The sequence below is a fragment of the Achromobacter sp. NPDC008082 genome (assembly GCF_042957345.1).
GTDB lineage: Bacteria > Pseudomonadota > Gammaproteobacteria > Burkholderiales > Burkholderiaceae_B > Achromobacter > Achromobacter kerstersii_A.
In genome coordinates this window covers 458,279-470,302 of record NZ_JBIBIB010000006.1, presented here as the reverse complement: position 1 = coordinate 470,302, position 12,024 = coordinate 458,279, and the positions used below count along the sequence as shown (strand labels likewise).

Genomic DNA, 12,024 nt, shown 5'->3' with positions numbered 1-12,024 from the left:
ATGCGGTGAACTCAAGTACGATTGCGTTGTGTAAAAACTATATTCATCACCTCCTTTTTTTTCACACAATCGGATAACGCAGTCATGGCGGAAGAGAAGCATTCTGCAGTGGGCGGGCGAGTCAGCATTTATCGCAGGCCGAACAGCAGATTCTGGCAATGCCAAGGCACGTTCGACGGCAAGAGCGAGCGCGTCAGCTCCAAGACGGAAGATCTCGGCAAGGCGCGGCACTTTGCCGAGAACTGGTATTTGTCCAAAACGGATGGCATGGATGCGAATGCCGGCGATGGCGACGCCGCACGCAGTGTGACTCGCGCCGGCCGGTCACATTACAGTTTGCCGTTGCATGACAAACGGGCGCGCTTTCTGGCGGCGGCGATCGATCTGGTGGCCCAAGTGGGGTTCCGTGACACGCAGGTCAATGCGATCGCAGAGCACGCCGGCATGTCCCCCGCCACGCTATACCGGTATTTCAGCTCGCGGGAAAGCCTGCTGGTGGAAGTGGTGTCTCACGTGTCGCAGCACGAGGTCAATGTCGTCGCCGGGATCGCCATGGGAAACGACGGGCCGGCAACGCTGTTGCGGGAATGCGCCTACGCTTTCGGCAGCCGGGCCATCCGCGCCAAGCAGTTGGGCTATGCACTGGTCGCCGAGCCGGTGGATTCGGCCATCGAGGTCGAACGGCTGAAATACCGCAGCAAGCTGATGCGCGTCTTTGAAACGATCATCGAACGCGGTATGCGCAACGGCGACTTCGTCACGCAGAACCCGGAGGTATCCTCCGCCTGCATCGTCGGGTCATTGTTCGAAGCGCTGGTCGGCCCGCTGGCGCGCAACAACGATGCTACCGAGCGTCAGCGGCTGGCGCGCGTCAGAGAGATCGCGGACTTTTGCGTAAGAGCCGTTGAGCGGCGCTGAGCAATCGCCAACAACAAGCTACCGGCGGCCGACAAACTGAGCCAGGCCGCCTTGCATGGCCTGCGTGGCGGAGTGCGCCTCTAGCGTCGTGATCTCGTTTTCCAGCGCCTGCGCCATGGGTAGCGTGTGAGCGGCGACCAACAGGGATTTGGCCCGCTGAATCGTCTGTCGATGCGCAACCGTCATTTCGTCGGCCAGATGAATGGCGCTTTGCCGCAACGCATGCGCCGGCGCAACGGCGTGCAAGATACCCCAATCCATAGCCTGTTTGGCGCTGATGGTCCCGCCCGACAGGATCATCCATTTGGCCCGCTGATGGCCGATGACACGGGGCAACCTGACGCTGCTGCCTCCGCCGGGTAAAAGCTCGCGCAGGACGTGGGCGTCGCCGATGGTGGCGTCATCCGCAGCGATCACCGCATCGCAGCACAACAGCAGTTCCAGTCCGCCGGCGCGCACGGCGCCGTGCGCCATGCCGATCACGGGCAGGGGTGACGATTCGAATCGCCGGCACACCTCACGGAATTTATCCAGCAGGCGCCGCACGGCGGTCTTGCCGCCTTCGAGCAGTTCCACAAGGTCGGCACCGGCGCAGAAATGTCGGCCCGACCCGCAGAAGATGACCGCCCGCACGTCCGCCGAGGCTTCCGCCGCATCCAATGCAGCGATTACATCGCCGAGTAGTTCGGAGCTGACGGCATTGGCTTTCTCTGGCCGGTTGAGCGTGATCCAGGCGATGCCGGCGTCCACCGTGCACAGGCGGGTGAGCGGTCGTCCTTCGTGCTTCGATCCAACTTGTTCCATTACTTCACCTTGTTTTCTATCGGTATGGCTGTGTTCTTGGGTCACGGCGCAAATCGCGCCCCGCCGTCCAGGCGGTAGCAGGCGCCGTTCACGTAGGGATTGGTCAGGATGGATTGCACCATCCGCGCGAACTCGTCTGGGTATCCGGTGCGCTTCGGAAATAGAAAGCTTTTCTCCATGGCCGCCATGCCCTTTTGCGGTACGTTCGCGGTGAGCTCGGTTTCAAACACGCCTGGCGCGATTGCCATGCAGCGGATGCCATGCTCGGCCAGGTCGCGGGCAATCGGGAGAGTCATGCCGACGATCGCCGCCTTGCTTGCGCTGTAGGCGGCTTGCCCCTTCAAACCGTCGAACGCCGCGATGGAACTTGTGTTCACGATGACTCCGCGTTGGCCGTGATCGTCGGCGCGGTTGTCGACCATCCTCTCAACCGCCAGCCGCAGCACGTTGAATGAACCGGTCAGGTTGATGCCGATGATCTTGTTCCACAACGCCAGATCATGGGCGACGCCGCGCGAGACGGTCTTTGCCGCGGAGGGAATCCCCGCGCAATTGATCACGAATCGAAGCTCGCCGAAAGCGCTCACCCCTTGCTCGATGGCGGCGCCAACTTCCACGGGGTTGCAAACATCAGCCTTCGCGGCCACGTGCTCACCAGGCAGACCCGCTCTGACCGCCTCCAGTCTTTCCGGGTTCAGGTCGATCAAGACCAGCTTCGCTCCCTGGGACGCCAACATTTGAGCCGTCGCACGGCCTAGCCCTGAAGCCGCGCCCGTCACAATTCCTGTTGAATTCGCCAGGTTCATACGGGGCTCCGCAAGGCGTCGCGCAGTTCTTGGCGCAACACGAACCGTTGGGTTTTTCCGGATGGCGTCTTCGGCAGCTCGTCCCGGTAGTGAACCCGCCGCGGGTATGCGTGCGCGGCGTACTCCGTGCGTACCTTTTGCTGGAGTTCTTCTGATAGCGCTTGGTTGGCATCGTATCCCGGGTTCAGCACGACAACCGCCTCAAGCACTTCACCCCGGATCTCGTCAGGAACGGCCACGACGGCAACGTCCCGCACGGCGGGATGCCCGGCGATCACCGATTCCACATCGAACGGACCAATCCGGTAGCCGGCCATGATGATCACGTCGTCGTCGCGCGATGAAAAGCGGAAATAGCCGTCGTCGTCGTACAAAGCCAGGTCCCCGGTCAGATACCACCGCCCGCAGGGTGTCAGCCTGTCGCCGTCTTTTTCCGGAGAGCTGGCGTATCCGCTGAACCACGCCAAGGGGCTGTGCGACAGGCGTGCGGCCAGCAGTCCGGCATGATTCGGCCCCAGCTCTTCATGCGTCGTGGGATCAATCACAGTCATATGCCAACCCGGCAAGGCGCGGCCCATGGAGCCGGGCTTGATCGGCTGCTGAAGGTCTGGGTGATGATGGTTGTTGAGCAGCATGCCCGCCTCTGTTTGCCCGAAGTGGTCGTGAACCAGCGCTCCCAGTCCGGCAGGCGCCCACTGATTGACGTCCGGCGTCAGGGGCTCGCCAGCGCTTGACGCGCATCGCAGAGAGACAAATCCTTCAGGCACGCCATGGGCCTTCAGGCTGCGGTAGACCGTTGGGGCCGCCGTGAAGTTCGTGACGCCTTCGCGTTTGAGGACCGCCAGCGTGCCTTCGGGCGAGAACTTTTCGGTGTGCATGATTGACGGCACGCCCGTAGACAGCGACACCATCACGCCAAAATAAAGTCCGTAAGCCCAGCCAGGATCTGCCGCGTTCCAGAACGTGTCTTCGGCACGCAGACCCAGTCCAAATTCGCCATAGGCTTGAAACCCCGCCACCGCTTTCAATGGCACGACAACGCCTTTGGGCTTGCCGGTGGTGCCCGACGTATACACCTCGATGACCGCGCCTTGGCCCGACGTGACGTGCGCCGCGAAGCATTGATCACCGCCTGCTTCGATCTCGGCCAGGGTCATTTCGCCTGCGGGGGCGGCGCCGGCGACCGCGACTCGCAGGGCGGGCAGGGCCTGCCCCGCAAGGCCTTCGAGTTTGGCGCGCTGGGTGTCGTCGCATATCACGAGCTTGGCGCCGCTGCACGCAAGCCGCATCTCAATGGCAGGCTTGGCGAAGGCCGTAAACAGCGGCACATAGACGGCGCCAAGCCGCCATATCGCCAGCAGTGTCGCAAGGTAATCCTCGCCTTTGGCCATCAGCGTCGCGATGCGATCGCCCGCGCCGTAGCCTCGCTTGCTTAATCCGCTGGCAAGCCTTTCGGATCGCTCGCGCAATCGTCCGTAGGTGATGACGTTGGCCTCGCCATCTGCGCCGACGATGCGGTAGGCGGTGGCGCCAGGATCGTGCCGGTCGCAGAACAAATCGCTTGCCGTTGCATCCGCCGCGCCGTAGGCGTCGATGAGTTCGGCGAGGCGATCCTGTACGCGCGCGCTGTACTCGGCTGCCTTCATGTTGTGCTCCTTTCCTCTATCTCTATTGATGCTTGCAGGGTTGCCGGCTCTATCGGCCGGCTTGGGCTAACCGCGCGAAATATCCGTTCCCTTGGTTTCGCGGGCGAAAATCAGGCTGAGCACGGTGCAGGCGATGGCAATGCCGACCGGGTAATAAAGGCCGGCATAGATGTTGCCCGTGGCGGCAACAATCGCGAATGCCGTCGCCGGGAGAAAGCCGCCGAACCAAGCCGCGCTCAGGTGGTACGGAAAGGACATCGCGGTGTAGCGGATGCGCGAGGGAAACATTTCCAGCAAGGACGTCGTGGAGGGGGCGAAGGTGATCGTGCCGAAGCTGAGCAAGAGCATCAACAGCAAAACGATGGCCGGCGCATTGACGTCGGCCGGGTTCGCCGTGCCGAGCGGATATTGCTTCTCTATGAGCGCCGCACGCAATTCCGCATCGAACCGCTTCTTCTCTTCGGCGGCATTGGGCGCGTCGCCCTGGTAGGAGACGATCACCTTGTCGCCAACGCGGACCTCGGCCACCCGGATGCCGGGGCTGGCGATGCTGGTGTGGTTCAGCCCAAGCGTCGTCATGGCATTGGTGGCGACGTCGCACGGCGACGTAAATTTGCTGGTGCCAAGCAGATTGAACTGTACCGAGCAGTCCGCCGGATTTGTTGCCACGACGATCGGGGATTGTTCCTGGGCATGTTGCAGCGCCGGGTTGGCAAAGTGCGTGAGGCCCTGGAAGATGGGAATGGTCAGCACCGCCGCCAGGACATAGCCGCCGATGTAGACGGGACGCCGTCCTATCCGGTCAGACAGGTTCGCAAAGACGATATACAGCGGCGCCGTCAGCAATGTCGCGATGATCAGCATGAAATTCGCTGTCAGCGTCTCGACCTTCAAGACCTTGATCAGGAAGAACAGCGAATAGAACTGGCCGGTGTACCACAGCACGGCTTGCGCCGGCAGAATGCACAGCGCGCCAATCAGGATCAGGCGGACATTCTTCCAGGCGCCAAAAGTCTCCGTCAGCGGCGACTTCGACGCGCGGCCTTCCGCCTTCATCTTCTTGAATTCGGGCGACTCGTCCAGCTTCAGGCGTATCCACAGCGAGATGCCCAACAACAAAACAGACACGATAAAGGGAACGCGCCAGCCCCATGCCATGAAAGCTTCCGGCCCCATGAGCAAGCGCAAAGGGATGATGATGGCCACCGCCAGCAAAAACCCGACGGCCGCAGTCAGGATCACCCACGCCGTCCACGTCGCCCGCTTGTGGGCAGGCGCGTGCTCGGCCACATAGATCATGGCGCCGCCGAATTCACCGCCCAGCGCCAATCCCTGGATCATGCGCATCAGCACAAAGGCGATTGGGGCAAACATTCCGGCCGTTGCATAGGAAGGCAAGACACCGATCAAGAACGTCGACCCGCCCATCAGGACGATCGTGACCAGGAACGTGTATTTGCGTCCGACCAGGTCTCCCAGGCGGCCAAAGACGATGGCCCCGAACGGCCGCAGCATGAAGCCCGCGGCGAAGCCAAGCAGCGTAAATATGAAGCCGGCCGTAGGATTGACGCCGGAGAAAAACACGCGCGCGATCTCGGCTGCAAGCAGACCGATCAGGAAGAAGTCGTAAAACTCGAATACCGTGCCCAAGGACGCGGCGATGATGACGCGCCTGTCCTTCTTTGACATGGTCGCCGAACGTGGTGCGGATGCGGTTATTTCCATTTCCTCCCCCTCTGTGAAGGCATTTCGTCTGGTGGCGAGAGCTTGTTCCGCTCATCTTCTGGTCACACATTAATGTGCAAATACAGTATTAATGAATACTGTAAATGTACATATATGTGAAAACCCTAAGCCTCGGCTGGCTGGAAATTGCCTGTCTCGCGCCAAAGCCCGAGACCGCAATTCGTTCAAGCCGCAGCCTTCTCGCGCCGCCGCGCATTTCAAAAGTGAACGGAACCAGGGATATCCCCAATCACATTCCTCTTGCGGAAAATCAATGCTCTATAGGACACTTTGTGTCATCAGAGCCGACACGGCGCGATCAAGGGGAATGGCATGAAGGTTTTGAGCAAGGTAGCTGCGCTGGCGTTGTCAGCGGGGATAGTGGGCGTGGGCATGGCAGGCAGCGCGCACGCGGCATATCCCGAACGGACGATCCGTTTGGTTGTGCCGTTTGGCGCGGGCGGGATTACCGATATCGTGGCCCGCCAGGTGGGCAAGGGCATGGGTGATGTGCTGGGGCAGGGCGTCGTGATTGAAAACCGCCCCGGTGCGGGCGGTGTCATTGCTGCGCAGGTGGCGGCGTCGGCGGCGCCCGATGGCTACACGATCTTCATGGGCACCGTCGGCACGCAAGTCGTGAATCCGCTGATCTACAGCAAGCTGAGCTATGACGCGGACAAGTTCGCGCCGGTGGGCATGGTGTCGGGGTCGCCGTTCGTGCTGGCCGTGCGCGCGGGCTTGCCGGCGGCGTCGTTTGGCGACTTTGTGGCCTATGCCAAGAAGAATCCGGCCAAGCTGAATTTCGGCTCGGCGGGCAACGCCAGTTCGCCGCATCTGGGGCTTGAGTTGCTGAAGCTGACGGCGGGGCTGGACATTGTGCATGTGCCGTTCAAGAGCGGCAGCGAAGCGGTCAACGCCGCGATTGGCGAGCAGGTGGATGTGGTGATGGACGCCAGCCCCATCATCATGCCGCACGTGGCCTCCGGCAAGCTGCGCGCTTTGACGGTGGCGGCGGATACGCGTTTGCCGTCCGCGCCGGCGGTGCCGGCCAGCCCCGAAGTGGGCGACGCGGGTTTGCAGATCAGTTCGTGGAACGCGTTCTTTGCGCCGGCCGGCACGCCGCCCGAAGTGCTGGCCGCGTTGAATGCGGCGTTGCAAAAGACGTTGGCGTCTCAGGACCTGAAAGACCGTCTGGCCGCGCAAGGCACGCAGCTTTACACGGGTTCGCCCGACGAATACCAGCGTTTCATGTCGGGCGAAAAATCCAAGTGGGCCCAGATCGTGAAGCGCGCCAATATCAAGATGGACTGACGCGAAGACATATCACTGCCTGGCTGGCGCGCATGCGCGCCTTGCCGGGATTTACGCCGTTGATGGATACGGCATGACGGAGACACGATGAACGATACGATGCACCTGGGAAAAGATGAGCTGATCGCGCGGGCGCAAGCCGAAATGCAGCGTCAGTTCGAGACGCCGCAATGGAGCCTGCGCGAGCGGCTGGCGCTGACGTGCCGGATCTTGTTCGATGGCGGTCACGACTCGGGTCTGGCCGGGCAGATCACCGCGCGCACGACGGAGCCGGGCCGCTATTACACGCAGCGGCTGGGGCTGGGCTTTGACGAGATCACGGCCAGCAATCTGCTGGTGGTGGACGAAGACCTGCGCGTGCAGGAAGGCGGCGGCATGCCCAACCCGGCCAACCGTTTTCATTCGTGGATTTACCGCGCGCGACCGGACGTGAACTGCATCATTCATACGCATCCGCTGCATGTGGCGTCGCTGTCGATGCTGGAGGTGCCGCTTGAGGTCTCGCACATGGACAATTGCACGCTGTACGACGACGTGGCCTTCTTGAAGGATTGGCCGGGCGTGCCCGTGGGCAACGAAGAAGGCGAGATCATCTCGGCGGCGCTGGGCAGCAAGCGCGCCATCTTGTTGTCGCACCACGGCATGCTGATTGCGGCTGGCTCAGTGGAAGAGGCCTGCGTGCTGGCGCTGCAATTCGAACGCGCGGCGCGCATGCAGCTGTTGGCGATGTCGGCGGGCAAGATTCAGCCGATTCCGCCGGCGCTGGGCCGCGAGGCGCACGACTGGATTTTGACGCCCAAGCGCTCGCAGGTCGGGTTTTCGTACTACGCGCGCCGGGCGCTGCGGGCGCATCCGGACGTGCTGGCATAAGGCGGCTCGACGGCGGGGCCGGTTTCGGGCATGCTTACCGGTCGTCTTTTCGACCCTTGCCCCAATGATCGACCTGCCGCACCGCCTACGCACCCTGCGCCGCCAGCAATCCCTGTCTTTGGAACAGCTGGCGCAACGTACGGGCTTGACCAAGAGCTACCTCTCGAAACTTGAGCGGGGCTTGAGCGAGCCGTCGATCTCCACCGTGTTGCGGCTGGCCGAAGCCTATGGCGTGGGCGTGTCGCAACTGGTGGGGGCGGACGACGCGGCGCAGGACGAAGTGGTCAGCGTGGTGCGCGTGGCCGATCGCGAAGCCCTGCAACGGGGCGGGTTGGGCGCGGAATACCGCTACGAATCGCTGGCCGGGCGCCGCAAGGTCAAGGCGATGGAACCCTTTGTGGTGCATCCGCCGCGCGACTTTCCAGACGCCGCCGCTGTGTTTCCGCATCCGGGCGAAGAATTCCTGCTGGTGATCAAAGGGTCGATTGAAGTGCAAGTGGGCGAGCGACAGTTCCGCCTGGACACCGGCGATTCCGTTTACTTCGATTCCGAACTGCCGCATCGCATGCGCACCGTCAGCCGCGCCATGGCCGAGGTGCTGGTGGTCGCGGCGCATTGATGCGCCGGGTTGCCGGCCATACCCCTACCGATAACGACATACAGGTACCCCATGAAGCATGATCAATCGCGGCTGGTCCGCATCGATACCGGCCCGCTGAAGAATCCGGTGCCGGGCAAGCCCCGCCGCCCGATTTCAGGCGATGCGGCATTTTTGACGGTGACGGCCTTTGAAGGCCATGCCGGCAAGGCGGAAGCCGGCGTGTGGGAAAGTACGGCGGGCGTCTTCCAGGCAAACACCACGGGCTATATCGAATTTGGCACCATCATCGAAGGTTCGGCGCGGCTGGTCGACCCGGACGGCACCGTGCACGAACTGACCGTGGGCGAGGCCTTCGTCATGCCCGAGGGCTATACGGGCCGCTGGGAAGTGGACCAATTCGTGAAGAAGATCTACTTCATCACGCGCCTGGCCTGACGCACGGCCGCGCGCCGGCTCGTTACGGCTGCGGCCGTTGCGGATACGCCGACGTGCCGAACGTATTGCCCATGCGGTTGCCAATGGTGGCCGGCGTGGGGAGGCCCATCTGATTGGGCGGGCGTTGCGTGATGGCTTCAGACTCCAGACTCGGAGCGGGCCGCACCGGCGCAGATGGCGCCATCTTCTGGTTCAGACAGTCATAGGACAGCGCGCGGTAGCCGTTGACTTCCGTGTCGATGCACGCGCCGCCTGCTGCGGCGGGCGCGGGGGCACTGCGTGCGCCGGATGCGCCGGATGCGGCGGATGCGCCGGCGGGTTGCGCGTCGGCCGCGAACGACGGCGGCCCGGCAAGCGCCAACAAAACAAAGCCAATCGCCCGTAACACCGTGCGCATGCGCGCTCCTTGAACCAACCCGGCCTGTCGCAGCCGGCGCAATCTGCAAAGTATAGAGACGGCCACGTGCGCGCAGGTGACCGTTGCGTGGCGGCCGCGCGTGCCGTGTGCGCACAGTGTCACGAATGCGTCATTCAGCGCCTCTAGCATGGCGGCTTTTGTTAGGGCGGGCGCCCAGGCGTCCTGTGTTGCGGCCATGTCAGGCACTTCCCCCTTGCGGTCACGTTCATGAGCGGCGCCTTCAAGGGGCGCGGCGTGGCGCTGCGCGCGTGTCTGGCCTTGGGCTTGCTGGCGCTGGCGCCGTCAGCCTGGGCCGCGCCGCCCGCCAAGCCCATTGAGTTTGCGATTGCCGCGCAGCCGCTGGCGCAGGCGCTGGTGGAATACAGCCTGGCCAGCGGCTTGACCGTGCTGGTCGACAGCACCTTGACGGCGGGGCGGCAGGCGCCAGCGGTGGTCGGCCGCTATACGCCGGGCGACGCGCTGCGCAAGCTGCTGGCCGATTCGCCCTTGGCCATCCGCTACGCCAGCGAGCGCTCGTTCACGCTGGTGGAAAAGCCTGATGCGTCGGCTGCGGCCACCGCGCGTTCGGGCAAGCGCCTGCGCGATACGCCTTACGCCGCCGTCGTGCAGGGCGCGTTAAAGCGCGCCTTGTGCGCCGCGGCGGCGACGCAGCCGGGCAGTTACCGGGCGCTGGTGCAGCTGTGGTTTGACAAGGCATGGCGCGTCACGCGCGTGGGCTGGGTGGCGTCCACCGGCCAGGCAGGTTTGGATAATCGGCTGGAAGCGGCCCTGCGCGGTGTGGTGATCGGCCCGTTGCCTGCCACCTTGCCGCAACCGTTGACGGTGTTGCTGACGCCGCGCAGTGCGGCGGAATGCGCCGATGCGCCAGGAGCCGTCCATGCGGGATAAGCCGGCCGACACGTCGTTGCGTTCGTTGTTTCTAGAGCGCTACAACGATTTTCGTAATCAGCTCAAGCGCCGGCTGGGGTCGGAAGACCTGGCGCATGATGCGATGCAGGAGGCGTTCTTGAAGGTCAATGATCTGCCTGCCAGCTCGTCGATCCAGCAGCCCGCGGCCTACCTGTTTCGGGTGGCGTTGAACATCGCGGAAGACCAGCGGCGGCGGGATTCCCGCCTGCTGACGGGAGTAGAGATCAGTGAACTGATCCACATCACGGACGAGACCGCCGACCCCGCGCGTATTGCGCAGGGCCGCAATCAGATCGACGCCTTCGGGCGCGCGCTGCGCAAATTGCCCGAACGCACGCAGCAGATGGTGCTGGCCGCGCGGGTGCACGACTTGCCGCACGCGGAGATTGCGCGCCGCTATGGCGTGTCGGAACGCATCGTCTCCAAAGAACTCAAGCGCGCGCTGGAACATTGCGCGCGGGAGTTGCATCAGGACGAAGAACCATGGCATTGACGATGAGCATGCCCGGAAGAAACAAGCACGAAGACGCGGCGACGCGCGAGGCGCGGGCGTGGCTGCTGGCGTTGACGTCGGGCCGCGCCACGGAAGACGACGCGCAGGCGTTTCGTGATTGGCTGCGCGCGGACGCCCGCCATCACGCCGCCTTTGCCCAGCAGAAACAGCTGTGGCAGGGCCTGGGGCCGGCGATTCAAAACGTGGTGGCGGAGCGCAAGCGCAAACCTGTCGTGACGGGCCGGCGCGCCTTTCTGGGCGGCGCGTTGGCGGCGGCTGCCGCCTACCTGGCATTCAAGCCGCCATTGGGCCTGTGGCCCGGCGTGGACACCTTGGGCGCGGACTATCGCACGGCCGCCGGCGAACAGCGGCGCGTGTCGCTGGGCAATGCGCTGGACGTGGACATGAACACGCTGACGCGCATCAATGTCGGCAGCGATGCGAATGGCGCGGTCATTGAGCTGGCCGATGGCGAAGCGGAAATCCGCAGCGGTTCCACGCCCGCCGTCGTAGTGGCCGGCAAGGGCCGCATCACCGCGCGCGACGCGACCTTTAACTTGCGCTATATCGATGGCCAAGCGCGGCTGTGCTGCCTGTCGGGCGCCTTGCGGCTGGTGCATGCGCAAGGCGTGTTCGACGTCGTGGCCAACCGCGAACTGCGCTACGACGATGCGCGCGTGATGCCGCCCGTGCAGGTGGACCCCGACGTCGTCACCGCGTGGCGGCAAGGCTGGCTGGTGTTCAACCAGCAGCCGTTGGCGCAAGTGGTAGACGAGCTGAACCGCTACCGCCGCGGGCGGTTGGTGCTGATGAACGAACAGCTGGGCAAGCGTCTGGTGCAGGCGCGCTTTTCGTTGGCGCAGGTGGCCGACGCCGAACGCCTGATTCGCGACGCCTATGGCGCGCATGTGACACATCTGCCCGCGGGCGTCGTGTTGCTGTCATAAGTGCGCCATATAGACGGCCCCTTGATGAATTATTTGTGACAGGGTGCCGGTCGGCATTTTTCCATCCGTCTGTCTTGTTCTAGGTGACGAACACGCGCGATTGGAACAAGGGATGGCGATCATGCAGGCACGGATGTCGGG

Annotated in this window: 13 protein-coding genes; 8 read left to right on the top strand and 5 right to left on the bottom strand. The window is 63.5% G+C overall.

The features are described from left to right. Positions 1-84: 84 nt before the first annotated feature. Positions 85-918, top strand: coding sequence for a TetR/AcrR family transcriptional regulator (locus ACFZAI_RS25715; protein WP_391569586.1), 834 nt, complete (start codon positions 85-87; stop codon positions 916-918). Positions 919-936: 18 nt separating this feature from the next. Here ACFZAI_RS25715 and ACFZAI_RS25710 read toward each other — a convergent pair whose 3' ends face one another. From ACFZAI_RS25710 to ACFZAI_RS25695, 4 genes are all read right to left on the bottom strand, one after another. After that, on the bottom strand, positions 937-1,722 hold the full coding sequence (locus tag ACFZAI_RS25710; protein ID WP_391569585.1) for an enoyl-CoA hydratase/isomerase family protein: 786 nt from the start codon (positions 1,720-1,722) through the stop codon (positions 937-939). A 41-nt stretch (positions 1,723-1,763) separates the two neighbouring features. Then, on the bottom strand, positions 1,764-2,528 hold the full coding sequence (locus ACFZAI_RS25705; protein ID WP_391569584.1) for an SDR family NAD(P)-dependent oxidoreductase: 765 nt from the start codon (positions 2,526-2,528) through the stop codon (positions 1,764-1,766). Beyond that, on the bottom strand, positions 2,525-4,174 hold the full coding sequence (locus ACFZAI_RS25700; protein ID WP_391569583.1) for an AMP-binding protein: 1,650 nt from the start codon (positions 4,172-4,174) through the stop codon (positions 2,525-2,527). Before ACFZAI_RS25700 ends, ACFZAI_RS25705 begins: the two co-directional genes overlap by 4 nt. 66 nt (positions 4,175-4,240) lie before the next feature. Continuing rightward, positions 4,241-5,899, bottom strand: a complete 1,659-nt coding sequence (locus ACFZAI_RS25695; RefSeq protein ID WP_391569582.1) for an MFS transporter — start codon at positions 5,897-5,899, stop codon at positions 4,241-4,243. A gap of 333 nt (positions 5,900-6,232) precedes the next feature. Between ACFZAI_RS25695 and ACFZAI_RS25690 the strand changes: the two genes are divergently transcribed. From ACFZAI_RS25690 to ACFZAI_RS25675, 4 genes are all read left to right on the top strand, one after another. Next, a complete protein-coding gene (locus ACFZAI_RS25690) occupies positions 6,233-7,210 on the top strand; it encodes a Bug family tripartite tricarboxylate transporter substrate binding protein (RefSeq protein WP_391569581.1) in 978 nt (325 codons plus the stop codon). 87 nt (positions 7,211-7,297) lie between these two features. Then, the gene (locus tag ACFZAI_RS25685) at positions 7,298-8,080 is read left to right on the top strand and encodes an aldolase (protein ID WP_054427877.1); all 783 of its coding nucleotides are present in this window, start codon (positions 7,298-7,300) and stop codon (positions 8,078-8,080) included. 64 nt (positions 8,081-8,144) lie between these two features. After that, positions 8,145-8,699, top strand: coding sequence for a helix-turn-helix domain-containing protein (locus ACFZAI_RS25680; RefSeq protein ID WP_391569579.1), 555 nt, complete (start codon positions 8,145-8,147; stop codon positions 8,697-8,699). Between the two features lie 51 nt (positions 8,700-8,750). Continuing rightward, on the top strand, positions 8,751-9,116 hold the full coding sequence (locus ACFZAI_RS25675) for a cupin domain-containing protein (protein WP_391569578.1): 366 nt from the start codon (positions 8,751-8,753) through the stop codon (positions 9,114-9,116). 22 nt (positions 9,117-9,138) lie between these two features. On the opposite strand, the gene ACFZAI_RS25670 is transcribed toward ACFZAI_RS25675, so the two are convergent. Then, on the bottom strand, positions 9,139-9,513 hold the full coding sequence (locus ACFZAI_RS25670; protein WP_391569577.1) for a hypothetical protein: 375 nt from the start codon (positions 9,511-9,513) through the stop codon (positions 9,139-9,141). Between the two features lie 228 nt (positions 9,514-9,741). Between ACFZAI_RS25670 and ACFZAI_RS25665 the strand changes: the two genes are divergently transcribed. The 3 genes from ACFZAI_RS25665 to ACFZAI_RS25655 are packed head-to-tail and all read left to right on the top strand — an operon-like array spanning position 9,742 to position 11,883. After that, a complete protein-coding gene (locus tag ACFZAI_RS25665; protein ID WP_391569576.1) occupies positions 9,742-10,422 on the top strand; it encodes an STN domain-containing protein in 681 nt (226 codons plus the stop codon). Then, positions 10,412-10,936, top strand: a complete 525-nt coding sequence (locus tag ACFZAI_RS25660; protein WP_391569575.1) for an RNA polymerase sigma factor — start codon at positions 10,412-10,414, stop codon at positions 10,934-10,936. Before ACFZAI_RS25665 ends, ACFZAI_RS25660 begins: the two co-directional genes overlap by 11 nt. After that, the gene (locus ACFZAI_RS25655) at positions 10,927-11,883 is read left to right on the top strand and encodes a FecR family protein (protein WP_391569574.1); all 957 of its coding nucleotides are present in this window, start codon (positions 10,927-10,929) and stop codon (positions 11,881-11,883) included. The genes ACFZAI_RS25660 and ACFZAI_RS25655 overlap by 10 nt, the downstream gene beginning before the upstream one ends. Positions 11,884-12,024 lie beyond the last annotated feature (141 nt).

Coding starts and splice junctions, on each gene's coding strand:
- ACFZAI_RS25690 (WP_391569581.1), top strand. CDS start 6,233: ATGAAGGTTTTGAGCAAGGTAGCTGCGCTGGCGTTGTCAGCGGGGATA.
- ACFZAI_RS25660 (WP_391569575.1), top strand. CDS start 10,412: ATGCGGGATAAGCCGGCCGACACGTCGTTGCGTTCGTTGTTTCTAGAG.
- ACFZAI_RS25675 (WP_391569578.1), top strand. CDS start 8,751: ATGAAGCATGATCAATCGCGGCTGGTCCGCATCGATACCGGCCCGCTG.
- ACFZAI_RS25710 (WP_391569585.1), bottom strand. CDS start 1,722: ATGGAACAAGTTGGATCGAAGCACGAAGGACGACCGCTCACCCGCCTG.
- ACFZAI_RS25700 (WP_391569583.1), bottom strand. CDS start 4,174: ATGAAGGCAGCCGAGTACAGCGCGCGCGTACAGGATCGCCTCGCCGAA.
- ACFZAI_RS25695 (WP_391569582.1), bottom strand. CDS start 5,899: ATGGAAATAACCGCATCCGCACCACGTTCGGCGACCATGTCAAAGAAG.
- ACFZAI_RS25705 (WP_391569584.1), bottom strand. CDS start 2,528: ATGAACCTGGCGAATTCAACAGGAATTGTGACGGGCGCGGCTTCAGGG.
- ACFZAI_RS25685 (WP_054427877.1), top strand. CDS start 7,298: ATGAACGATACGATGCACCTGGGAAAAGATGAGCTGATCGCGCGGGCG.
- ACFZAI_RS25670 (WP_391569577.1), bottom strand. CDS start 9,513: ATGCGCACGGTGTTACGGGCGATTGGCTTTGTTTTGTTGGCGCTTGCC.
- ACFZAI_RS25665 (WP_391569576.1), top strand. CDS start 9,742: ATGAGCGGCGCCTTCAAGGGGCGCGGCGTGGCGCTGCGCGCGTGTCTG.
- ACFZAI_RS25680 (WP_391569579.1), top strand. CDS start 8,145: ATGATCGACCTGCCGCACCGCCTACGCACCCTGCGCCGCCAGCAATCC.
- ACFZAI_RS25715 (WP_391569586.1), top strand. CDS start 85: ATGGCGGAAGAGAAGCATTCTGCAGTGGGCGGGCGAGTCAGCATTTAT.
- ACFZAI_RS25655 (WP_391569574.1), top strand. CDS start 10,927: ATGGCATTGACGATGAGCATGCCCGGAAGAAACAAGCACGAAGACGCG.